Below are 25,362 nucleotides of genomic sequence, written 5' to 3' on the forward strand. Positions count from 1 at the left end.
TGATTCTGAATTTATTTTTCAAGTAAGCTTAGCGCTTCTGCATCTGCGATAATCGTCACGTCAGGGTGGTTTTGTAGGCTACTTGCTGGTAAACTTTCAGTTACTGGGCCTGACACTGTTCCAGCAATGGCTTCTGCTTTCGACTCACCGTAAGCAAAAAGAATAATTGACTTGGCATCCAAGATGTTTTTAATTCCCATTGAAATGGCTTGAGTTGGAACGTCTTCAATCTTGTCAAAGAAACGTGCATTGGCTTCGATAGTAGACTGGTCTAGTTCTACTAAATGCGTTTGGCTATCAAATGGAGTGCCAGGCTCATTAAAGCCGATATGTCCATTGCGACCAATCCCCAAGATTTGCAAATCAACAGGATGGTCAGCTAAAATTTGATTGTAGCGTTCAACTTCTTCTTCAGCATTATCCTTAACACCACGTGGCAAGAAACTTTCCTTAAATGGTTTTTGGTTGAACAAGTTTTCCTGCATGAAGTAACGATAAGACTGTGGATTGTCCCCATCAAGCCCTACATACTCATCAAGGTTCACACTGGTTAGATTTGAAAAATCAAGGTCACTCTCAACGATTTCCTTGTAAAACTCAAGCGGGCTGCTTCCTGTTGCAAGTCCTAATGTTTGAGCACCATTGGACAATTTTTCCTTCAAAATCTCAAAAGCTACTTTTCCACCTTCGACTTGATTCTCAACTTTTATAACTTTCATTTTATATCCTCCATGTTTCTATATTTATTATATGGTATAGACCAATTTTTGTCAAGTGAAAACGATTTAATTTCTAAAAAAAGAGCGTCTAAACTTGAAACATGTTATAATGGATAAGATTAGAAGTTAGAAAGAATGATGAAAAAATGAATACAGCTGATTTTGATTTCCACTTACCTGAGGAACTGATTGCCCAAACGCCACTTGAAAAACGAGATTCCTCCAAACTCCTTATCGTTAATCGTGATACGAGAGAAATGCAGGATAGACACTTCCACTCCATTATCGACATGCTGGAACCTGATGATGCCCTTGTCATGAACGACACTCGCGTTCTCCCTGCCCGCCTCTATGGTCAAAAGGAAGAGACAGGAGGCCATGTGGAACTTCTCCTACTCAAAAATACTAGTGGTGATGAGTGGGAAGTTCTGGCTAAACCTGCCAAACGCCTCAAGGTTGGTACTCGTGTCAGCTTTGGTGATGGTCGCCTCAGCGCTGTCGTTACAGAAGAATTGACCCACGGGGGCCGCATCGTCCACTTTGAATACCAAGGAATTTTCCTAGAAGTTTTGGAAAGTCTAGGTGAAATGCCACTACCACCTTATATCCATGAAAAATTGGATGACCGTGAACGTTATCAAACGGTCTACGCTAAAGAGAGTGGCTCTGCTGCTGCACCGACTGCTGGACTGCACTTCACCAAAGAACTGCTAGCAGAAATCCAAGCCAAAGGTGTTCATCTGGTCTATCTCACTCTTCACGTCGGACTCGGAACCTTTAGACCTGTCTCTGTTGACAATCTGGACGAACATGAAATGCACTCGGAGTTCTACCAACTTTCTGATGAAGCAGCTGCTACCCTTCGCTCTGTCAAGGAAAATGGAGGCCGTGTCATCGCTGTAGGAACCACTTCTATCCGCACACTGGAAACCATCGGTTCCAAGTTTGATGGGCAAATCCAAGCGGATTCTGGCTGGACCAATATCTTTATCAAACCAGGCTACGACTGGAAGGTTGTGGATGCTTTTTCAACCAACTTCCACCTGCCCAAGTCAACTCTTGTTATGCTAGTTTCTGCCTTTGCCGGTCGTGACTTAGTCCTAGATGCCTATCACCATGCCATCCAAGAACACTACCGCTTCTTCAGTTTTGGAGATGCCATGTTTATCTATTAAGAAAATCCCTATTAGGAAACCTAATAGGGATTTTTCTAATTATTCCATACCAAACTTCGGATCTTTCAAACTCTGAACACTGGCATTGATAACTGCTCCGATAATCAAAATCTTTGCAATGAGAATAAACCAGAACATCATGACTACCACGATAATGGAACTGAAAAATCGAACGTCAACCAGATGATTGACATAACTATTGACGTAGACAGAAAAGATATTCAATAAAAAGATAAGAGTTAGCAAGACAAAGACACTTCCTGGTAAAACATAGCGGATTCGTGGTGCTTTTACTTTTGGAAGTAAGTAATAAATCATAACCAGAATGGCAAAGATCAAGGCATAGACCAGAGGACCTGTAAAGTCTTGCAGGTAGGAAAATAACGGACTGTCTGATTGCCAGTAAGTTTTGAGGAGGTTGAGCAACATGCGACCAAACATACTCAAAAACAAGGCTAAGGCAAAAAGGATCTGCAAGCCGAAACTAACAAGTAGACTCATCAACTGATGGGAGATAATTCCTCGACTCTTGGTCACTCCATAGGCTTTATTAAAGGCTTTTTGGAGGAAATCCATTGATTTCGAAAAGGTCCAGAGTGCAGATAAAACGGCAAAACTCAGCAAACCAGTTGATGGTTGAGTCAGAACTTCTCGGACAATCTTGGCGACCACATCATACACCGTATCGGGCAAAAATTCCTTGATTGTCAGTAAGAAATTTGAGACCGGAATCTGAAAATAAGGCAAAATATTGACCATTATCATTAGCAAAGGAAAGATTGAAATCAACCAATAGTAGGCAACCGCAACACTGGTCAACTCACTATCAGATGCTTGATAATAATGCAAAAAAGCTTTCAATAAGGGCCTGTCCATCAGCTCTTTCCACCACTTTTTCATGTTCCATCCTCCGTCATTTTCTTCATCATCTAAGTTCTTCTTATTAAATCTAGCATATCATAAGGCAAGGTATTTGCAGCCTCTTTCAGAGAATAATTCTCTAAATTATTCACATTTTGGCGTAATTTTTTGGCATATTTGGCTGTTATCAGTTTAGCTTCTTCGTATTCAAAGATTGCCTTACGTTCGAGATAGTAGCCTCGTAGCATTTCGTCGATATTGTTTGGCTTGATGCGATTGATAACCCGCTCAACAAAGGCACCGCTTCCGATAATGGCCGTCTCGCGTAGACGAGACTCTTGCATAAAACTAATCAGAGAACTCTTGTAAACCCCTTTGAGGTTTTCCAAACTCTCGATAATCAGCTCTGTATTTTCCAAATACAACTCTGAAATTTGATCATAGTCAACTGCTAGTAGTTTACGAGATTCTTCATTCATCCAACTACGGAAAGTTTTGCCAAAGGTAAACATTTCATGGAGTAGAAAGCGCAGTATCCGTAAGGAAACTAGGAAGTAATAAGTCACTCTAGAAGCGAAATTCCGATTGATACTCTGCTCCATGTTTTTTAGGTAACGTTGGTAAACTTGATAGCCACGCTCGCTGATTCTATTTTCTTCGTAGGCTTGCTCCAAACCGTCACTCTCAATACTCAAGATAAGAAGCTTGAGGGACTCCCAGTCCTCTTGGACTCTCTTATTTTCCAGACTAAGGATGAGGTTTTCAATTCGACCATGATAATTATCAATAGCTGCATAAAGAGGAAGTTTGTTCTTGTGATGGTCCAGCTCTTTTTCTAATTCTGCAGCTACATCATTCAGAATCGCAATATGCATCAAATGATCCTTGCTTTCCTCTTGTTTCTCAGATAAGTGAGGGAGAACCAGTAAACCCGTTAAAAAACTCAATAGTGTAACGCCTGCTACAAGGAAGAGTAACAAAGGATATTCCTGCTCCAAATGACTTGGTATGAGGAGAATGGTCGCGATAGATACTGTTCCTTTGACACCAGAGAAGGTCAAAAGAAGCATATCTTTCATGTACTTATGAATTTTTTTCTTAAGTCGACGCGTCCTCACAAAGTAAAAACCAGCAATCATGACAAAGCGGATCGCAAAAAGCAAGAAGGTCAGAACGACAACTGAAAACAGTAAAAGAAGGGGATTGTAAAGAGAATTAGACAAGATTGGCTCTGCTATCAACTCTAATTCCATTCCCAAGAGAACAAAGACTGATCCATTTAGCATAAAGGTCACGGTGTGCCAGACGGTCTCCGTCACGGTGTCTACCTGAGCCTCAAGGAGCGTAATTTTCTTAAAGCGACTGGCCTTCAAAATACCTGCAACCACTACTGCGATAATCCCTGAAACATGAAACTCTTCTGCGATAAAAAAGGTCATGAGTGGCAAACTTAGCTCTAGCAATAGTTCACTGGCTATATCTATCGCTCGTACACTCAGCAAAAAACTATGCAAGAAACGATTGACCATAGCCGTCACAAAACCGACTACAAAACCACCAAGGATAGAAAGTGCTAGGGAAGTTCCAGCTTGGCTTAGAGAAAACGTTCCTGTTGTCCAAGCAGCCAGAGCCATCTGAAAGGCAACCAAACCAGAAGCGTCATTTAAGAGCCCTTCCCCTTTTAGGATATTGGAAACCCGTTTAGGAAAACGAAAACGTTCAGAAAGAGATGCGAAGGCAACCAAATCTGTTGGCCCAAGTGCCGCTCCAACTGCTAAACAGGCCGCCAAAGGAAGGGTAATCCAAAGGAAGTGAGCCATGCCCCCCAAGCTTAAAGTCGAGATAAAAATCACAGGAAAAATCAGAAAAACGACAATCCGCCAGTGCTTCAAAATGGACGTAATATCCGCTTCTTCTGCCTCCCGGAAAAGTAAGGGACCAATAACCATGGCCAGAAACAGCTCTGTATTGAGATGAAAGTCCGCATCAGGAACAAATAAGCCAATCCCAATCCCCAAAAGAATTTGTACAAGAGGAAGGGGCAAAAAAGGGAGAAGTTTATTAGTCGTGGTTGAAATGATTAAGACAAATAAAAATAGAATCAAGTAAATGAGTAATTCCACACAATTCCTCCTTAATCTTTTTTACAACAAGATTCAAAAATCTCCTTTTGCTCTTGGATTTTCTGATCAATCTTAGAACAGTCTTTGTGCTCAATTTTTTTCTGGCATCGTTCCATTTCAAGAGCCACTAATTTTTTCTTGATTTTAAGCATTTTCTTACTCATATGTGCTTCGTCGAGCACCCCGACTGCTCGCTCGTGATGCGTTGACTCGACAAAATTTTGGCGCATTGTCTCAAGCTTCTCACGAAGGTATTGTTTATCCATGTCTATACCTTTCTAATTTTTCAATCATAACTAAAAACGGTGGATTATTAACTTGGTTGAGAGTCCGATAAATGGCAGCTGTATACTCTTGTTGGTTCAACTGGCTAACAAACTCCAATACAGCATCCCTCTCAGTATCTCCTCCTTCATGACCATAGTAGATCATGATCGCAATCCGTCCCCCTTTGACAAGCAAATGACACAGTTTCTCTAATGCTTCGATAGTAGTCTGAGGTTGAGTGATGACGGATTTGTCAGCAGAAGGTAAATAACCAAGATTAAAAATCCCTGCCTTAGCTTCTGTAACAAATTGATTAAGTGTCTCATGACCTTGCAAGATTAACTGGGCATTTGTCATTCCAGCCTGATCCAAACGCTCTTGGGTTTTCTCCAAAGCCTGCTCCTGGATATCAAAGGCATAGACTTGCTTGGCTAACTTGGCTAGAAAAAGGGTATCATGGCCATTGCCCATGGTCGCATCCACTACGATATCCTCTTTTGTCACAACCTCAGCCAAAAAATCATGTGCCATCTCAAGTGGTCTTTTCATTTTTAAACTCCTGTTTTACAGCCTTGCATCCTTGCACACTTCCGCGGCGTCTCATCTCAGTTTCAATAGCATTTAGCACTTCCCATTTATTGAGGCTCCACATAGGACCAATCAGCATATCTCTAGGTGCATCTCCTGTAATTCGATGGATGACGATATGCTTCGGAATGATTTCTAGTTGGTCACAAATGACCTTGACATACTCATCCTGACTCATCAGTTGCAAGCGTCCTTCGTGGTAATCTCGCTGCATGCGCGTATTGGTCATGAGGTGAAGCAAGTGCAGTTTAATTCCTTGAATATCATTATCCGTAACACAGCGACGGACATTTTCAACCATCATCTCATGGGTTTCCCCAGGAAGACCGTTGATCAGATGGGAAACAATTTCAATCTTGGGATATTTTCTCAAGCGTTTTACAGTTTCAACATACAATTCATAAGAATGGGCACGGTTAATCAGGTCAGAGGTTGCTTCAAAAGTAGTCTGTAAGCCCAATTCTACCGTCACATGCATGCGTTCCGACAACGCAGCCAAATATTCGATGGTTTCATCGGGTAAACAGTCTGGGCGCGTTCCGATATTGATTCCTACTACACCTGGCTCATTTATAGCCTGCTCGTAACGTTCTCGAATCACTTCCACCTTTTCATGGGTGTTGGTAAAGTTTTGGAAATAAACTAGATATTTTTTAACATCTGGCCATTTGCGGTGCATAAAGTCAATTTCCTTATAAAACTGCTCACGAATAGGGGCATCCGGTGCCACGATGGCATCTCCAGAACCTGAAACCGTACAAAAAGTACAGCCCCCATGAGCTACAGTTCCATCCCGATTTGGACAGTCAAATCCCGCATCGATAGGAACTTTGAAAGTCTTCTCTCCAAAAAGTTTTCGATAATAATCATTCAAGGTATTATAAGATTTCATAACTTTCATTATAACAAAAAACACCTACAATCTCAAAAGCCTGACTTTCCTACAAATTCCCTTGTTTCTCATTTCCTTTAGCGTTTTTTTATGATACAATATGGGTATGATTTTAATGAAAATAGCATCTATTTTATTATTGATATTAACCTTGGTGGTTTGCTTTATTGTCACCAAGCTTTTCGGACTTAGGAAAATAGGATTTAATTTCGCGGATCTAGCTTTTCCACTTTTGGTATTTGAGTACTATCTGATCACTGCTAAAGCCTTTACCCACAACTTTCTACCGCGACTCGGTGTTGCTCTTTCTCTCCTAGCAATCCTCCTTGTAGTCTTTTTCCTTGTCAAAAAACGAAGTTTTTATTACCCTAAATTCATCAAATTCTTCTGGAGAGCCGGTTTTCTCCTTACCTTAATTATCTACATTGCTATGATTGTTGAATTGATGATGCTCCCATAAAAAACATTCCCTCAGACAGCTGTCTAAGGGAATATTTTTATCTTCATACTTACTTTCTAAGCTCGACCAAGATACTTTTTTTATTTCCTAAATGTTAAGGCGTAGAATTTTCCATCCCAAAGAAGTTTCATTTCCTTTTCCTTAACTTCGCTTGGAACAGCATTCTCAATTTCACTCAAATCAACAGTAGCATCTTTAAAATAATCCTTACTAAAATGATTTTTCTTATATTGCTGATCCACATAGTCAGCCGTCTCATCTGCAATTAAAATCTTAGTCCCTGGCTTCGCCACTCGTAGCATTTCCTGCATAGCCTTGGCCTTATCATTGAAAAAATTGATTCCGCCAATATGGTAGACAATGTCAAAACTATTATCCGCAAAGGGTAGATCCTCCGCGCAAGCATGGAAAAGTTGCAGATTGGTCTTGTTGGCGCAAGATTTCTGGCATTTTTCTAGCATACTGATAGAAATATCTACCCCTACAAAGTCTAAACTTTTCAGGTCAATTGTCTCAGGGATATAACGGAGGTCTTGACCAGTCCCGATAGAGACATAAAGAACAGATAAATTATCTTTCCATTCGATTTCTCCCATCAGATCCCTTCTCAACTTATCAATCGCCTTGCCGTGGAGAAGTGGTCCTATCCATTTCTCACTCATATCGTACCAGCGAGCCATACGGTTATACATGGTCATGTATTTAGCATTATCTCCAGATAAATAATCTGGATTAAGAGATAGATAGATAGCCCCATCTTTTTGAAAATTTTCTACCTCCAAACCTGGCTTCAATTTATCTTGTAATCTTGTTTCAATCATATGCAACATCTCCTTTTCTATTTGTCACCTATTATAGTGGAATTCATCGCAAAAACAATAGCTTTTTAGTAAGTGGCAACTATCCACTTGTATCTGGTAGTAGAACCAGGGTTAGTTACAAAAAAAACAAGTGCCAATTTCCATTGACACTTGTTTTCACTTTTAAACTGTGTTGCAAAATTTCGTGAAAGATACCGTTTAAAAAACTTAATCTTCTTTTTTGCGTCTTGCCAAGAATCCTGTTCCCAATCCAAGAAGGGCGATTCCAGCTGCTAGAGCCACTTGGTTAGACTCGCTTCCTGTATTAGGCAATTCCCCACCTTTTTTAGGTTTACCTGGTTCATTTGGTTTGCCAGGTGTTGGTTTTTCAGGAGTGTGTGTATTTGTAATGTTGTAACCTTCTACTGAAGCTGTATAACCATCTGGAACATTCACTTCTTCAACAGTGTAGGTAATCTCCTTACCTTCTCGATAACGATCAAGACCTGTAAACTCATAAGTCCAGCCACTTGTTTCTGACACTGTAGCTGTCTGACCAGTTTCCTTACCATCTGCAAGAAGTTTTACGGTGATAGATGCTGGACGGATGCCATCTTTGTTATCTTCATCTTTCCAGATCTTATGACCTTTTACAGCTGTTTTCTCTGGAGTATGTTCGTTGGTAATGGTGTACTTGCCATCCTTATCTGTAGTGATGGTTGCTTTGTATTCTGTCATAGCAGTTTCTTTGACAGTGTACTTGATTTCTTTACCATTTTCATACTTAGGAAGTTTTTTAGATTCGAACTTCCAGCCAGTTTTTTCTGAAACTTCAATTTCTTGAACAACTTCTTTATCGTTTTTAAGAATTTGAACTTTCACAGATCTTGTACGTTTGCCGTCTTGGTTGTTGTTATCTTTCCACACCTTAGTTCCTGAAAGAACAACTGTTTCTGGGTTATAGGTGTTTGTCACTACTTGACCAGTCACAGAGGCTTCGTAACCAGCTGGTACATCCACTTCCTTGATTGAGTAAGTGATTTCTTTACCAGCTTCGTATTGTGGAAGATTTGTGAAGGATGCTACCCAAGTGTTAGCGTCTGTCTTATCCTTAGCTGTCAAGGTCAATTTCTTACCTTCAACGGCTACTGGATCTGCATTTCCTACTTTTTTATAAAGTTGAACCGTTACGGACTCAGGACGTTTACCGTCTTGGTTGTTCGCATCATTCCATACTTTTGTTACCTTGTAGTCAATTTCTTTAGGAGCATATTTGTTTGTGATGGTAAAGTCTGTAATAGTCGCTTCGTATTCTGCTACGGCTTCTTCTGTTACAGTGTATTTAATTTCTTTACCAGCTTTATATTTTGCTAATTTTTCGAATGTAGCAGTCCAAGTTCCGTCTGCGGCTGCTTGAACCTCTTTCGATGCTACTTTCTCACCGTCTGCTAAAAGATTGATTGTAATCTTAGTCGGACGTTTGCCGTCTTGGTTATTAGCGTCATCCCAGTTCTTAGTTGCTTTTACATCAACTGTTTCTGGTGAATAGCTATTTGTGATGGTGAATCCTGATGCAGCATCACCAGTAATTTCAGAAGTATAACCAGCAACAGTTACTTCTACTACAGTGTACTGAATAGGTGTTCCGCCTTTATCAGCATCAAGGTTTGTGAAGCTTCCAGTCCAACCGTTTGCGGCATTGAGCTCAAGTGTCTTACCAGTATCTTGACCATCCGCAAGCAATTTAACTGTGACAGAAGTTGGACGTTTACCGTCTTGGTTGTTCTCGTCCTTCCATACTTTCTTCACAGGAACTTCCGTTTTTGCTGGAGTGTAAGTATTCTCAAAAGCTTTTTCATCATCGTAAGAAACAGTTGCTTCAAGTGCACCTTTGCCCTTATCTACTACAGTAACTGTAGCCGTGATAGTTTTAGTGTCGTACTTGATGCTTGTATCACTGCCAGCTTTTTCAGCAATTTTAAAGGTATAAGTCCCTGCTTTGTCGAATTCCAATTCTGAGAAAGCAATGTTTCCGTCTTTGTCATTCTTCACAGTTTCTTTCACCTTACCATCTTGGTCTGTTAAAGTGAATTCAAACTCTTCAGCCTTCAACTCACGTCCTGTAAGTTTTTTATTAGCCTTAATCTTAACTTTAGCTTTGCTACGTTTATTTGTAACTGTTTTGATAGCTCCATCTTGTCCAACAGTCATCTCAAATGGAGTAGGATTCAACTCATATCCCTCAGGAGCCTCAATCTCGGTTACCGTAAAGTTCCCTTTCTTGATATCACTCTCTGAGTAAATAGATGATTCAGCAATTCCGTCATCATTTGTCGTTACAATTTCCTCTTTAGCCGTAGCTCCTGCCGGAGGAGTAATCTTGAATTTTGCTCCTTTTAGACGGTCATGAGTCAGCTCGTCGACCTTGTAAAGAATGATACGGTAACCAGTTTCTAACTGAATTGTACCGCCTGAAGCAACTACTGAGTTTCCGATTTGCTTAACGACTGTCTTACTACTATAGTCGTCATATGTAAGAATCTGGTCATCACCCTTCATTTCAGCATTGTTTTGGACTTGCGTACCATCCGCTGGAGCACTTGTTTTGTAATTAATTCGAAATGCTGCAGGTTTCCCGTTCTTAGCAACAATTGAAGAAGCATTGTTAATTGTTAAAGTAAAATCGGTATATGACTCATTCCAACTAACTTGGTAATCTTTACCAGCTTCTAAAACCACCTCATCTTTAAAGTAATAAGATTTATCGTACCAACCTGCCGTAACTTTAAATGTTTCAGGAATCATCTGCATCGGTGAGGCATTTGGGTCAACCCAGTCATGAATTTCAATTTTGTTATAGGCAGCTTGTTTAGGATTAGCTCGAACATACCAACTGTGTAAATATTGTCCACTCTTATTTAGAGCACTAGATGTCCAATCCTCTTTGTAAATCAGACCATGATACTTACTGAAATTAGCACGTCCAATTCCTTCAGAATAATCAGAGGCTTCCCCTTTTTTGACCTTAATTTGATGGGTGATTTCATTTATGGTTTCCGTCTTATCAAAACGAAGCGTTTCATTGCTTAATTCATTTTTAGAACTAAAACCAACAAAGAAATTTCCTTTGACGTTTTGGACTTGATAGCCACCTTTTTTCTCAAGATAGGTTTTCAGATTTTTTAATGTAATAGTTGCCTTACCACCATTATTATCCCCGTTTGATACAATTTGAGTTTCTCCGATAACGAGATCTGTTTCCTTATCTTTTAAATCAAAAGTTTCATTTCTAACAGTTAAAGGGCTCGGAACAGTAAAGGTAAAGGTATCACCGTCCTCTAATTTACCATCATAGGCGCTCAAATCGTAATCAACAGTGAATTTATAATTTGAGTAGTTATGATGTTCAGGAGAAAGTGTATAAACGCCATTCGCATCCGGTTTTATAAACTTACCATTATCAACCTCCCAAATTCCAATATTACTGATAACGTTCTTCAGTTCCTTTGCTTGAACTGAATTTGGAGCAAAGATTATCCCTAGCAAACAGGCCAGAGAAGTTAGGATGGGTAACCAAAATTTCTTGTTCTTCATAATCTTCCTTTCTAAATTACCGAAAACATTAAAACGACAAACTATGATTATAAAATCTCAACACTCATCTCCTTTCGAATTCGTTGAAATCCATGAGGGTTATTGAATAAGTTACATCATATTAACATGTTTCATAACTATATGTGAGTGCAATATTTATCATATTTGTTCTATTTTTAATATAGAAACCTCCTTTAATTTCATTATAAAACAAAATTAACTTTTTTTGTAATATTATGAGGTTATTGCCTTTTGAAAATATTGACACAGTGTAAAATTACTGCCATAAAAACTAATTCTTTCATCAGACTGAAGTTTCTTTAAGTATAGTGTACACTTACGAACAACTTCTCTTTTAAACAAACAGAAAGAAACATTGAACTAAACATTCCATTTATTTATAAGTTTGATATACCTTAATAATTATCCAAACTATTTTATATAAGTAAAAATCAGAAGAAATCTAGTAATAGTCATATCCCATCCTGATAAATAGTTTAATTTAGCATATTTCATTATTCTGAACCATAAAAAAAGACCAGGGGGTTTTATCCCTGATCTTTCATTACTGTACTTATTGGCTACTAAATGAGATTAGTCTTCTTTTCTTCGTTTAGTTGCTACAAGACCTGCACCTAAAGCTAGAAGAGCTAAACCTGCTGCTAATGCAGCTTGTCCAGATTCGCTTCCAGTGTTTGGTAGGTTAGGATTTTCTGGTTCAGTTTGGTCCGTTACTACTAACTTACCATCCTTAAACTCAACCTGATTTCCACTAGCATTTACCACTGTTACAGTTCCGTCGTAGTTAACTTGGAATGTAATATCTGTTACTGCTAAGTATCCAGTTGGAGCGGCTTCTTCATGGAAAGTATATACTCCTGGAGTCAAATCAAGTACATGTGATTGATTGGCTTTTGAAGTCCATTCAGCCACAGGACTACCTGCAACTTTTTCTCCACGGAAAATTTGGATTTTTGCACCCGCGATTTCTTCACCCGCTAGATTTACCTTGCTGAAGGTAATCTTACGTGGAAGGTCATCGTCTTTGTCGGTTACAGTTACTGTTGAGCCATTTGTAACGACTTTGTTTTCTTCACCCTTAGAGTCTTTCTCACCAACGTTTGTCACTTCCACTGTACCATCATGTTTGACTTGGAAAGTGATGTCGGTTACTTTGAGGTATCCGGTTGGAGCGGCTTCCTCATGGAAGGTGTAAGTACCTGGAGCCAAGTTGAGATCTTTAGACTTACCAGCTTCTGAAGTCCAGCTTTCTACAGCTGTGCCTTCTGCCTTGTCGCCCTTGTAGATCTTGATTTGAGCGCCCGCGATTTCTGTTCCACCAAGGCTAACCTTGCTGAAGGTAATCTTACGTGGAAGGTCATCATCTTTATCAGTTACAGTTACTGTTGAGCCATTTGTAACGACTTTGTTGTCTTCACCTTTAGAGTCTTTTTCTCCAACATTTGTCACTTCCACTGTGCCATCATGTTTGACTTGGAAAGTGATGTCGGTTACTTTGAGGTAACCAGTTGGAGCGGCTTCCTCATGGAAGGTGTAAGTACCTGGAGCCAAGTTGAGATCTTTAGACTTACCAGCTTCTGAAGTCCAGCTTTCTACGGCTGTGCCTTCTACCTTATCGCCCTTGTAGATCTTGATTTGAGCGCCTGCGATTTCTGTTCCACCAAGGCTAACCTTGCTGAAGGTAATCTTACGTGGAAGATCATCGTCTTTGTCAGTCACAGTCACAGTTGAGCCGTTGGTTACGACCTTGTTGTCTTCACCTTTAGAGTCTTTCTCACCAACGTTGGTCACTTCCACTGTGCCATCATGTTTGACTTGGAAAGTGATGTCCGTTACTTTGAGGTAACCAGTTGGAGCGGCTTCCTCATGGAAGGTGTAAGTACCTGGAGCCAAGTTGAGATCTTTAGACTTACCAGCTTCAGATGTCCAGCTTTCTACGGCTGTGCCTTCTGCCTTGTCGCCCTTGTAGATCTTGATTTGAGCGCCTGCGATTTCTGTTCCACCAAGGCTAACCTTGCTAAAGGTAATCTTACGTGGAAGGTCATCGTCTTTATCCGTTACAGTTACTGTTGAGCCGTTGGTTACGACCTTGTTGTCTTCACCTTTAGAGTCTTTTTCTCCAACATTTGTCACTTCCACTGTGCCATCATGTTTGACTTGGAAAGTGATGTCCGTTACTTTGAGGTAACCAGTTGGAGCGGCTTCCTCATGGAAGGTATAAGTTCCTGGTGCCAAGTTCAAGTCTTTAGACTTACCAGCTTCTGAAGTCCAGCTTTCTACGGCTGTACCTTCTGCCTTATCGCCCTTGTAGATCTTGATTTGAGCACCTGCGATTTCTGTTCCACCAAGGCTAACCTTGCTGAAGGTAATCTTACGTGGTAGGTCGTCGTCTTTGTCGGTTACAGTTACAGTTGAACCGTTTGTGGCAACTTTGTTTTCTTCACCCTTAGAGTCTTTTTCTCCAACATTTGTCACTTCCACTGTGCCGTCGTGTTTGACTTGGAAAGTGATGTCCGTTACTTTGAGGTAACCTGTTGGGGCTGCTTCCTCATGGAAGGTGTAAGTACCTGGTGCCAAGTTGAGATCTTTAGACTTACCAGCTTCTGAAGTCCAGCTTTCTACAGCTGTACCTTCTGCCTTATCGCCCTTATAGATCTTGATTTGAGCGCCTGCGATTTCCGTACCACCAAGGCTAACCTTACTGAAGGTAATCTTACGTGGGAGGTCATCGTCTTTATCGGTTACAGTTACAGTTGAACCGTTTGTGGCAACTTTGTTTTCTTCACCCTTAGAGTCTTTTTCACCAACATTTGTCACTTCCACTGTGCCGTCATGTTTGACTTGGAAAGTGATGTCCGTTACTTTGAGGTAACCTGTTGGGGCTGCTTCCTCATGGAAGGTGTAAGTACCTGGGGCCAAGTTGAGATCTTTAGACTTACCAGCTTCTGAAGTCCAGCTTTCTACGGCTGTGCCTTCTGCCTTATCGCCCTTGTAGATCTTGATTTGAGCGCCTGCGATTTCTGTTCCACCAAGGCTAACCTTGCTGAAGGTAATCTTACGTGGAAGGTCGTCGTCTTTGTCGGTTACAGTTACAGTTGAACCGTTGGTTACGACTTTGTTTTCTTCACCCTTAGAGTCTTTCTCACCAACATTTGTCACTTCCACTGTACCGTCATGTTTGACTTGGAAAGTGATGTCCGTTACTTTGAGGTAACCTGTTGGAGCGGCTTCCTCATGGAAGGTGTAAGTACCTGGGGCCAAGTTGAGCTCTTTAGACTTACCAGCTTCAGATGTCCAGCTTTCTACAGCTGTGCCTTCTGCCTTATCGCCCTTGTAGATCTTGATTTGAGCGCCTGCGATTTCTGTTCCACCAAGGCTAACCTTACTAAAGGTAATCTTACGTGGAAGGTCATCGTCTTTGTCGGTTACTGTAACAGTTGAGCCGTTGGTTACGACTTTGTTTTCTTCACCCTTAGAGTCTTTTTCACCAACATTTGTCACTTCCACTGTGCCGTCAGTTTTCACTTTGAAAGTAATATCTGTTACTTTGAGGTAGCCTGTTGGAGCGGCTTCCTCATGGAAAGTATAAGTACCTGGTGCCAAGTTGAGATCTTTAGACTTACCAGCTTCAGATGTCCAGCTTTCTACGGCTGTGCCTTCTGCCTTGTCGCCCTTGTAGATCTTGATTTGAGCACCTGCGATTTCTGTTCCACCAAGGTTAACTTTACTGAAAGTAATGGCTTTTGGACTATCATCGTCTTTATCAGTGACTTTGATTGTTGAACCATCGGTTACGACAGTATTGTCCTCGCCTTTAGCATCCTTAGTACCAACATTCGTCACTTTAACTGTTCCGTCATAGTTAACTTTAAAAGTGATATCCGTTACTTTGAGGTAACCAGTTGGGGCTGCTTCCTCATGGAAGGTGTAAGTACCTGGGGCCAAGCTCAATTCTTTAGACTTACCAGCTTCTGAAGTCCAGCTTTCTACAGCTGTGCCTTCTGCCTTATCGCCTTTGAAGATCTTGATTTGTGCACCTGCGATTTCAACCCCACCAAGACTAATTTTACTGAACGTGATTTTACGAGCTACATCGTCATCTTTATCAGTAACTGTCAGAGTTGAATTTTGGGCTACAACACGATTGTCTTCACCTTTAGAATCTTTTTCACCTACTTTTGTCACTTCAACAGTACCGTTAGGTTTAACTTGGAAAGTGATATCCGTTACTTTGAGGTAACCAGTTGGGGCTGCTTCCTCATGGAAAGTGTAGATGCCTGGTTCAAGATTCAGTTGCTTAGGTTGGTCAGTTGAAGTCCAGCTTTCTACAGCTGTACCTTCTGCCTTGTCGCCCTTATAGATCTTAATCTGTGCACCAGCGATTTCATTTCCTCCAAGGTTTACCTTACTGAAGGTAATTGGTTTTGGACTAGTATCCTCTTTATCGGTAATAGTCAGAACTGGACCAGCTGCAAGAACAGTGTCATCAGCTCCCTTATTCTTAATAGTGATAGAACCGTCAGCATTAACAGTAAAAGTAATATCTCCTACAATTTGATATCCCTCTGGAGCATCGAACTCTCTTAGAGTGTAGGTCCCTGGTGCCAGCTTAATCACTTTAGAAGTGTCAGCTACAGTAGTCCAGTCTGCAACAGGTGCCTCTTCAAGATTGACTGTATCTCCACTATAGATTTTCAGTTCCGCTCCTGGAATTTCTTTTCCATTTGGATCCACCTTTTTGAAAGTAATCTCTTTCTCAGTTGGTGTCTTCGGAGGTGTCTTCTTATTTTCAATTCGACGTTCTACTGATTTGTCTGAACCAAACTCATCTGGAGAAATTTTAATATCTTCAGTTAATTTGTCATAGCCAAGAGGAGCAGTTACTTCACGAATTGTATAGTTGTCTCGCAACAATTTACCTACACTAGCGTTACCATCAGAATCTGTTGTCAATCGTCCAACAACAGCTTGGTTACGATCACGAATCACTTCAAAAACTGCACCGTGCAATGGTTGGCCTGCTTCGTCTACCTTATGAATTTTAATGGTGAAAACATATCCTTCCGCAACACCACCTGCAATCTGGTAGGTACGTGTGCTGGTTGATTGTTCATTCTCACTTCCATTGTAGCTCATGTTGGCTACGTTCGTGATTTCCTCACCATCGACTAGATCATAATTCGCTTTAGCTCGATACTCGATCATATAACCAAAACCATTAGTATCTCCTAAAGGAAGGGTGAAACCATCACCATTCGCATTTACCACTAGTTGGTTTTTAAAGGTTTCGGTCATATCCTGAGCATCGGACCATTTCCAGTCTCCGTTATTCCAGCTCCAGTTTACTTTATAAATACGAAAAGTATCTGGTAGGAATGTCATATTTGGAGAAGAGAAAGCATCTTTGATAGTGACATCACTGTAGTTCGCCATATTGCGGTTTACAGTAATGTTATAACGGATTACATTTTTCTCGTCATCCTTGAATTGGAAGGAACTCTTTTCAATTTTAGAGTCGTATTTCCCTGGAGGGCCGTTATAACGGATTTTCCCTGCAAATAGAACTCTATGGCCTACTGTAACGTTAACATCAACGTCTTTTTCTTCTGAAACAACGTCATGGTCAACTCGGACATAGACAAAGAATTTCCCCCTAACGCCAGAATTATTCTCAACAAACTTTGTGTAAGTTAGAGTAATTGTTTTGCTAGCTGCATCTAAACGACCAGTAGCTACAAGATTGTTAGAAGCATCTCGTAATTCAATGTCTGAAGAGTTTGAAAATGTAATCTCTGATGGCAATTGAAGTGTTGTTGTATCACCTTCATGCACCGTATTATCTGGCAAAACAAAATCTGCAGTAAGACGGAATTCTTGCCAAATATCCAACCCTTGCGTTAAAGCTTCACCAGATCTGTTTTCAACACCAACACTAGTGATCACATCATTATACTCTGCCGCACGTACTTGCGTAAGAGGAGCAAATGATTGGAGAATAACTCCCAAACAAAGAATAAGGATCTGAATCCAAGATCTTATTTTCTTGTTCATTTAATCTTCCTTTCTTATAATATTCAGTTGTAAATGTACAATGTAATAGTAAACTAAATGATTGTCCCCAACTAATCACCATTCTCCTTTTTCAAGCGAAAATTATTAGCCACATTACATCCACATTTTATCATACTATGAAGAAAAAGGCTAGAACTATCAAGCAAATTTTTATAAAAAAATCCAATTTTTTCTTATGGTTTGAAATCGACTTTTTCACAACCGTATATTAGCCACTTTATACCTTTTCTTCTCCTATCATCAAAACAGAATCTGGTATATTTTACCGCCATTTTTTAAAAAATAAGTTCATCTCGTTTTCGATACCAGATAGTGATTTTATCATTTTGGTTATCTAATTTCATAAACGTTAAATTTCTCTAGAGAGAATGCTTCTACCCATTAAAAAGACCAGGTTTCCCTGGTCTTTCTGAGATACATTTAGAAGAAAAACTTATTCATTCTAGTCTTCTTTTTTACCTTTAGTGGCCACTAGACCTGCACTCAAGCCAAGAAGAGCTAGGCCTGCTGCTAGAGCTGCTTGACTTTCTGCACTTCCTGTATTTGGTAACTGTTCTTCTTGAACATGACTAGCTTCACTTGAAACAATTTCTTTTGTATCTGCTTTTTCTGATACTTGTGGTTTTGTAGATTCTTGAGGTACTGGTTTAGTCGTTTCACCAGCCGTACCAACTTCTACAATGCGATCTTGAGCCATGACTTTATCATAGCTTTCTTTTTCAGTTCGCTTGCCATTTTCAACTTCAATCAAGTGAACACGGATACCTTTTTGACCTTCTTGGAGAACACGAGTTTGACCCGCTGGAAGCTTATCATTCTTTTGTTCCTGAACCTTGAAATCAATTGTTTCTTCTTCGATTACAAGTTCTCGTCTGTTAAGGACTAGGTTCTTCACTTCATCTTCTGGAAGAGAAGTTCCTGGTTTAGTGCCAACTTCTACTATACGATCTTGAGCAGCGACTTTATCGTAAGTTTCTTTAAGCTGACGTTTTCCATTTTCCACTTCAATCAAATGAAGACGAATACCTTTTTGACCTTCTTGTAGGACACGAGTTTCTCCTAGGTACAACTTATCAGACTTACGCTCCTGAACCTTGAAGTCAATTGTTTCTTCTTTGACTATAAGTTCGGGTCTGTCGAGGACTAGGTTCTTCACTTCGTCTTCTGGAAGAGAGGTTCCTGGTTTTGTTCCGACCAAGACGATGCGGTCTGTCGGAGCCTCTACCACTTCACGGAGTTTTTCTTCCTTACTTCCATCAGGATTAATCGCTGTAAAGATACGTTCTTTACCAACTTTTCCTTCTTGTTCTACACGAGTTTCTCCTAGATACAGCGTTGAATCCTTTTTCTCAACTGTCTTGTAGGCCAAATCGCTTTCAACAAATTCGAGTTTTGGAAGTTCTTCTTGTACAGCAGCAACTGTCTTCTCAGAAACTGGTTTTTCCTTGGTCAACTGGATACGGTATTCCTTGACTTGTTTTCCACTTTCTGAAACAAGACGAACAAGTACTGGAAGGCTATCGTCTCCGCTATCTACAACTGTTGAAGCCACTTGGTCTGTTTCCTCAACTGAAACTTTTGGACGTTGTCCGCTATAAGTTGCCTGATAGTCTTGACGGTTTTCAGCGAAATCAGGAAGTTCTTTTCCATCTACAAAAATTTTTGATTGGGTACTTTCTTGAGGCAATTCACTCGGTGCAAGGAAGGTCATCTCAATCATCGCAACACCCTTCTTATCCGCTTTGCGCTCCATACGCCATCTCATGGCTTTGGCTTTGACAGCTTTAAATGTTACGTTGATTTCATCACCAGCTGCGATGTCTTTATCCGCACGATAAGGCACAGCTTCCCAATTTTCTGGATTGTTGAATGGATGGGCTGCATCGTAGGCTTGGTAGTTTGAATAGTAGGTAGGCACTTCAAACTCTGGGCCAATATAACGTTCCAAAACGAGTTTAGATGGGGCATCCGTACCACTATCTGCAAAGAAATGAAGTTTGGCTTGCGCTACAGTCCGTTCTACAATCTTACCATTTTCACGGAAGATCACACCTGCTGATACTTCTGGATTAGAAGATGGTGTTGGAGACCAGTTTGTCCAACGACGATTTTCTGAATGATTTCCGTCATTGAGATAGTCCACACGGTCATGGGAGTTTCTATCAATGTCGTTAGTGGCTGAAGCAAAGGCGCGGTTACTATTTTCATCATACTCTGGGTTATTTGAAAGAGCTTCACCAAGTTTGTCTGTCACTCGTACAGTGAACTCAGCAACAAGATTGCTACCAAGGACACGACCTCGAACGGTAAATTGACCTGCTTTTGTCAGATTTTCTGCTGGAACTTCTTCCCATTCAACTGCCAAGTCTTTTGTTTCGTAACCGTCTTTACCTGTGAAGTAAACCGGAACCTTCGTTGGCAATTCAAGCGGTTGCCCTACTTGTAGCAAGCGAGCTTGTTTGACCGCAGCAACTGGTTTACGAGAGAGCAAGTCTTTATTGCTTGTAAAGTGTAGACGGTATTCTCCTAGGATGTCACCATTTTCAGCCTTCGCGATAACACGAACTGGCTCACCTTCACGAACACTTGGAACGACGGTGGCGAGACCATTATTGCTAACACTTGCTGTTACTGCAGGAACTTTTCCATCTACTGATTCAAGATAGTAGTCAGTCAAATCAGGGTTAAAGTTTGCTAAGTCTTTACCGTCAACTTGGATTCTTGTTTGTCCTTGTTTAGCTGCCGCAACTTGTTTCGCAAAAATTTGTACTTCTGTGATAGACGTTCCTTTCTTGCTATCAAGTCGAACCATACGAATGCGAACCGCATAGGTCTCAACTTTATCAAAGCTGAAATGATTCATTTCTCCAGCTTTTAATTGAGCTGGTGCTTTGAGATTGCTTACCTCTTTCCAGTTTGCAGGATCGTTAAAGTCATGGTTTTCCTCACCTACAAAGCTAGGGTTTTTAGGGGCTGTTGGAACGGTCTTACCGACATAATATTCAATCACATAAGACTTCGGTACACCAACTCCGTGGTCTTCGTGGAATCCGACACTTAGATTATCAACTGAACGTTTGCTCAAAATACCTGAATCTCCGAATAGGACACCAACTGAAGCTTCTGGATTAGTACGGTTCCAGTTTGTCCAACGGTTAGCTGGGCGGTCATTAAAGGAAATCAATTTATCGTTGACGTTTGAAACAGGATCAGTTGGATTTGAGTCTGAAGCAAAGGCCAGTGGCAATTCTGAACCGGTCCATTGGTCAGAAATATTTGCCCCCTTCTCAGTTTGAGCAGATACGCGAACATGAAGTTTAGTTGTTAATTGCGTAGCTTCTAGGCGACCATTAACTGTAAAGACACCTTCCTTGGCGTATTGGTCTGGACGAATCGTATCCCATGTAACCTTAGCTGATGAAACGTGACCATTTGAATCGTAGGTGCGAACACTTTCTGGTAATTGCGGCGCTTCTGCAATTGGAGTTGTCACACTGACTTCTTCAACTGAAACGATGCCTTCTACAGATACTTTAGCACGCGCTTCAAGATCCAGACCTTCAACTTTACCTAGAACTTCAAAGGTTTGATAGTGGTCGAGTTTTTCTTTTGGAATGGCTTGCCAAGTGACTTTGTGGGCTTTAGGGAAACCTTTGTCATACTCAACCGTTACTGTTGATGGAAGAGTAGGTTCTTGATGCAAGTCAGTCACTACATTCACTGGACGGATAGATTGCGCAACCTTCTTCTCAGTATTGGCCTGGATCGTGAGAGCGATTTGACCTGAAGCCCCCTCATATTCTGCTTTGAGAGTGACTGTTCCTGGCTTATGCAACTCAAGCATTCCTTTACGAACTGCGACTTCCCCTTCGCCACTTGTAGAGAAGTTCACCTTATCTGCTGGTAGAACTGCTTGTGTTCCGTCTTGATAGTGTGCAAGGACAGACAATTTCACTGTTTGGTCTTCTTTGAGAGCATCAACTTTCTCCACTTGTAAGCTCAAGTGGTCAATTTTCGGTGCTTCTTCAAGGAATTGAATTGCATAGGTTTGAAGAGGTCCACCATCTTTTGGTTGAACATAGATGCTTGCACGCATGCCGTTTGCTGCACTTGCTTGGACTACAGTAACATCCGCATTTTCAGCACTTGCTACAACTTCTGGCAAGGATGCACCGTAAGCAAGAGTTCGATATTGCATTGGATTTTGAGTAGTAAGACCAGTGACAGATTCGCCACCAACAGTTACATTTGGTACTGCAGGAGCCGCAGGATTACCTTCTTCTACCACAAGGGTAGCGTGAATAGTCTCACCACCCAGTTGACCAGTCATTTGAATACGTGATCCTGCAACTGACAGTTTAGCTTTATCTGCTTCCGAAATCTCCCACTTATCAACTTCGTATTCTTGTACGCTTCCATCCGTAACAGCAATAGAAACGTATTTGTCAACAGCGCTCAAGTCTGTTCCTGGAGCAACACGCTTAACAGTTGGAAGCTCATTTGCGATTGCTAGAATTTCGACACGGGCCTCAACTTCGCGTCCGTCTGCCATACCTTTAACAGTCACAACTCCTGCTTGGCTCACATCAACTGAAGACCAAGTTACTGGACGTTTTTCACGACTGCCGTCACTGTAGATAAAACCGACTGTCTTCGGCATTTTTGGCTCTTTCTCAATAACAGTACGTACTTTTGGTACTTCTGTCCCGAGAACGGTCTTTTCTTGGTCTTCTTTTTTACCAGTAAAGACCGTTACTTGACCAGATTTCAAGAGATCTGAATGGGCTGTTAGAGTGAATTTACCTGCTTGTTCAGTTGATTTAACAATGGCAACCCCTTTACCGTTAAAGGCTCTACGAATCCAAGAACCATCTGGTTGCGCCTTATAGCGTTCACGGCTGGCTTGTTCCCCATTATCAACACCAACCAGTTGACCTTGTCCATGCAATTGGAAACGAACCAAATTATTGGCAGTTGGTACCACATTTCCTTCACTGTCTACGATTTCATAGTAGATGTAAGTCAAGTCTTTTCCATCTGCAGCAATTGCGTGTTCTTCCTTGATGAGACGAACACCTGCAGGTTGACCTGCAGTGGTAATCTTGTCACGTGCAATTTCTTTTCCAGCTTCATCACGAGCTACTGCTTCTAAAGTACCTGGTTGGTAAGCAACCTTCCACTCAAGGTAGAGTTCCTTGGCATTGGCACCTTCTTGGTAAGTTCGTCCATCGCTAGTTTGTTTTTTGTTGAACTTTTTAACACCGAGAGATTGACCGTTCAAGAACAATTCAACGCTTGCAGCGTTTGAGTAAGCACGAACTGGGATTTTTCCGTCTGAATCTTCAACTTTCGATGCCAATTCTCTATTTTCCCAGTTCCAGTGAGGAAGAAGGTGTACCATCGGTTTCTTCTTGGCAGAAACCCATTGGCTTTGGTAGAGGTAGAAGTCATGTTTTGGAATACCCGCCGTATCTACAATACCAAAGTAAGAACTCTTAACTGGTGTATGGTTTTGGTTGTGCCATGGTGTAGGCTCCCCGATATAGTCTGTACCGGTCCAGATAAACTGTCCAGCATAGCCAGCGTTGTCACGGTCAAACGTCCATGAATCTGTTGCCGTTTTACCCCAGCCAACTCGGTCATTACCATAGTCAGACTGTTCGTAATGACGCTCAGGTCCGTTACTATGTTTCAATTCCTGTTCAGGGCGATAGTAACTTCCACGTGTACGGGTAGCTGAAGATGTTTCAGAACCGTAAATCAACCAGTTTGGATGTTTCGCACGAAGTTTCTTGTAGTTATCTTCTGAATAGTTGAATCCAACCGCATCCAGTTCATCAGCAATTTTCTCATGTCCACCACTACCATCACCAAAGCGGAACTTATCTGCTCCCATGGTAACGTAACGAGTTTTATCAACATCCTTGATAACTTTGACTAGACGTTTTACAGTTGCTAGAGAATGAGGTTTACCATCGGCTTCACCGATTTCGTTTCCGATAGACCACATGAAGATAGCTGGGTTGTTTTTATCTCTTTCGACCATGGTACGAAGATCATAGTCAGACCATTTTTCGCCTTTTCTAGCTTCTGGGTGAGTGGCGTCTTTTTCAAAGAAACGTCCGTAGTCATAAGGTTTCTTACCACCATACCACGTATCAAAAGCCTCTTCCTGAACCAGCAAACCAAGTTCTGCTGCGATTTGCAAGGTCTGTGGACTTGCAGGGTTATGAGTTGTACGGATGGCGTTAACGCCCATCTCCTTCATTTGTTTGAGACGGCGGTATTCTGCCTTATAGTTTTCTTCTGCTCCAAGCGCTCCGTGGTCATGGTGCAAGGAAACACCATGGAATTTAATGCGTTCACCATTCAAAGAGAAACCTTCATTTGGAGTCCAATGATAGTAACGGTAACCAAACAGATCCTTCTTAGCATCCACCAACTGACCATCACGGTATACACGCGTAATCAATTCGTACAAGGCAGGTTTGTCATTTAAAACGGTCCAGAGTTTTGGTTGTTCAACTTCTAAAATCGCATCAAGGCTTGTTGATTCATGTGCTTTCAAGGTACGGCTCGCTGTTCGAACCAAGCCTGTTACAGCCTGACCACCACGTTCAACGATTTGATATTCTGCCACCAGTTCATGGTCTTTATCATCTGTATTGACGATTTTGCTGGCTACATGCGTTTCAACCTTGCCGTGTTGCTGTTGTTCTAGCTTTGGTGTTAAGATGGTTGTCCCATTCTTCTCAACATGAACTTTATCTGTCATTTGCAAGGTCACATCACGGTAGATACCGCTACCTGAATACCAACGGCTACTTGGTTGTTTGTTGACAGCATGGACAGCAATCACATTCTCACGACCATCTTTGTGAAGATACTTTGTGATATCGTATGAGAATTGGTTATAACCATTTGGATAATGTCCCACTAACTGGCCATTGACATAGACTTGAGAGTCCATGTAGACACCATCAAAGGTAACACGAACATTTTTCTTAAGGTCTTTTTCATCAAGCTTAAAGGTCTTGCGATACCAAGCTTCACCACCATTGAGCTGTCCACCTTCGTTTTGGGCAGGTGACTGATGGTCAAAATCGTTAAAGATACTCCAGTCATGTGGAAGATCCAATTTTTGCCATGTTGATACATCGGCATCTGATTTCACAGCTTCTTTAGGATTCGCATTGAGTTTAAAGTGCCAATTTTGATTAAAATTCACTTTTCTATCTTCAATCATTTGATTCACTTCTTCATTTGTCGCAGCTTTCAAATCTTCCTTGACAGGCTTTTCTTGACTTGAAGCTTGAGATTCTACCTTTGGAGCTGTTTCTTCAGGTTTTAGTGACGCTTTCTCCTCTTTTGGAGCTACAGGTTCATCTTCTTTCTTCTCTGGTTTGCTTGCTTCAATTGGAGCAGCTTGACTTTGATCGACACTTGCAACATCCTTGTGCTCTGCTACAGTTTGATCTTCTTTTTCCTCCACTGCCGGACTTTCCTCTTTTGCTTGTTCCACAGTGTGAGCGATAGGAGTTTCATCGGCGAAAACTGGTGATTCTCCAATGACACTTCCTCCAAATAGAACCGCACAGGTTCCAATCATGACAGAGCAAGCGCCTACGGCAAACTTACGAATGCTGTAGACTCTTTTACGATTCCAATGGCCTTTTTCCATAAAACCCTCCTTTAGTAACCGCTTCCATTTCATTGTAAGCGTATTACTTTTTCATAGTCTTTTACCCTTATTTTATAAAATAATATAGGAAATTTCAATACCCTAAACA

General features: G+C 41.1%; 12 protein-coding genes. 2 read left to right on the forward strand and 10 right to left on the reverse strand.

What is annotated here, in order from left to right:
• Window positions 1-11 precede the first annotated feature (11 nt).
• Window positions 12-719, reverse strand: coding sequence for a glucosamine-6-phosphate deaminase (locus tag D8863_RS03980; protein ID WP_125441146.1), 708 nt, complete (start codon window positions 717-719; stop codon window positions 12-14).
• Window positions 720-865: 146 nt separating this feature from the next.
• On the opposite strand from D8863_RS03980, the gene queA reads away from it, so the two are divergent.
• Window positions 866-1,894 (forward strand): tRNA preQ1(34) S-adenosylmethionine ribosyltransferase-isomerase QueA, encoded by a 1,029-nt coding sequence (gene queA / locus D8863_RS03985; protein WP_125441147.1) that lies wholly within the window; start codon window positions 866-868, stop codon window positions 1,892-1,894.
• A 39-nt stretch (window positions 1,895-1,933) separates the two neighbouring features.
• Here queA and D8863_RS03990 read toward each other — a convergent pair whose 3' ends face one another.
• The 5 genes from D8863_RS03990 to mnmL are packed head-to-tail and all read right to left on the reverse strand — an operon-like array spanning window position 1,934 to window position 6,634.
• Window positions 1,934-2,794: a YihY/virulence factor BrkB family protein gene (locus D8863_RS03990; protein ID WP_125441148.1), complete on the reverse strand. Its 861-nt coding sequence runs from the start codon at window positions 2,792-2,794 to the stop codon at window positions 1,934-1,936.
• Between the two features lie 29 nt (window positions 2,795-2,823).
• Entirely contained in the window at window positions 2,824-4,878 is a 2,055-nt protein-coding gene (locus tag D8863_RS03995) for a cation:proton antiporter (RefSeq protein ID WP_125441149.1), read from the reverse strand.
• Window positions 4,879-4,889: 11 nt separating this feature from the next.
• Window positions 4,890-5,144, reverse strand: a complete 255-nt coding sequence (locus tag D8863_RS04000; protein ID WP_000361100.1) for a hypothetical protein — start codon at window positions 5,142-5,144, stop codon at window positions 4,890-4,892.
• Window positions 5,137-5,694, reverse strand: a complete 558-nt coding sequence (gene mnmM / locus D8863_RS04005) for a tRNA 5-(aminomethyl)-2-thiouridylate-methyltransferase MnmM (RefSeq protein WP_000828423.1) — start codon at window positions 5,692-5,694, stop codon at window positions 5,137-5,139. The genes D8863_RS04000 and mnmM overlap by 8 nt, the downstream gene beginning before the upstream one ends.
• Window positions 5,678-6,634 carry a tRNA modification radical SAM protein MnmL/YtqA gene (gene mnmL, locus D8863_RS04010; protein WP_000867016.1) on the reverse strand — a complete coding sequence of 319 codons (957 nt, stop codon included), beginning with the start codon at window positions 6,632-6,634 and terminating at the stop codon, window positions 5,678-5,680. Before mnmL ends, mnmM begins: the two co-directional genes overlap by 17 nt.
• A gap of 91 nt (window positions 6,635-6,725) precedes the next feature.
• On the opposite strand from mnmL, the gene D8863_RS04015 reads away from it, so the two are divergent.
• Entirely contained in the window at window positions 6,726-7,085 is a 360-nt protein-coding gene (locus D8863_RS04015) for a DUF3397 domain-containing protein (protein WP_000525394.1), read from the forward strand.
• Between the two features lie 80 nt (window positions 7,086-7,165).
• On the opposite strand, the gene D8863_RS04020 is transcribed toward D8863_RS04015, so the two are convergent.
• The 4 genes from D8863_RS04020 to bgaA form a co-directional block, all read right to left on the reverse strand.
• The gene (locus tag D8863_RS04020; protein WP_000573475.1) at window positions 7,166-7,906 is read right to left on the reverse strand and encodes a class I SAM-dependent methyltransferase; all 741 of its coding nucleotides are present in this window, start codon (window positions 7,904-7,906) and stop codon (window positions 7,166-7,168) included.
• Window positions 7,907-8,113: 207 nt separating this feature from the next.
• A complete protein-coding gene (locus D8863_RS04025) occupies window positions 8,114-11,479 on the reverse strand; it encodes a Cna B-type domain-containing protein (protein ID WP_125441150.1) in 3,366 nt (1,121 codons plus the stop codon).
• A gap of 594 nt (window positions 11,480-12,073) precedes the next feature.
• Complete coding sequence (locus D8863_RS04030) at window positions 12,074-17,551, reverse strand: SpaA isopeptide-forming pilin-related protein (protein ID WP_125441151.1); 5,478 nt, start codon at window positions 17,549-17,551, stop codon at window positions 12,074-12,076.
• A 463-nt stretch (window positions 17,552-18,014) separates the two neighbouring features.
• Window positions 18,015-25,253 carry an LPXTG-anchored adhesin/beta-galactosidase BgaA gene (gene bgaA, locus D8863_RS04035; protein WP_125441152.1) on the reverse strand — a complete coding sequence of 2,413 codons (7,239 nt, stop codon included), beginning with the start codon at window positions 25,251-25,253 and terminating at the stop codon, window positions 18,015-18,017.
• Between the last annotated feature and the right edge of the window lie 109 nt (window positions 25,254-25,362).

Source organism: Streptococcus oralis (assembly GCF_003943825.1).
Classification (GTDB): domain Bacteria; phylum Bacillota; class Bacilli; order Lactobacillales; family Streptococcaceae; genus Streptococcus; species Streptococcus oralis_CD.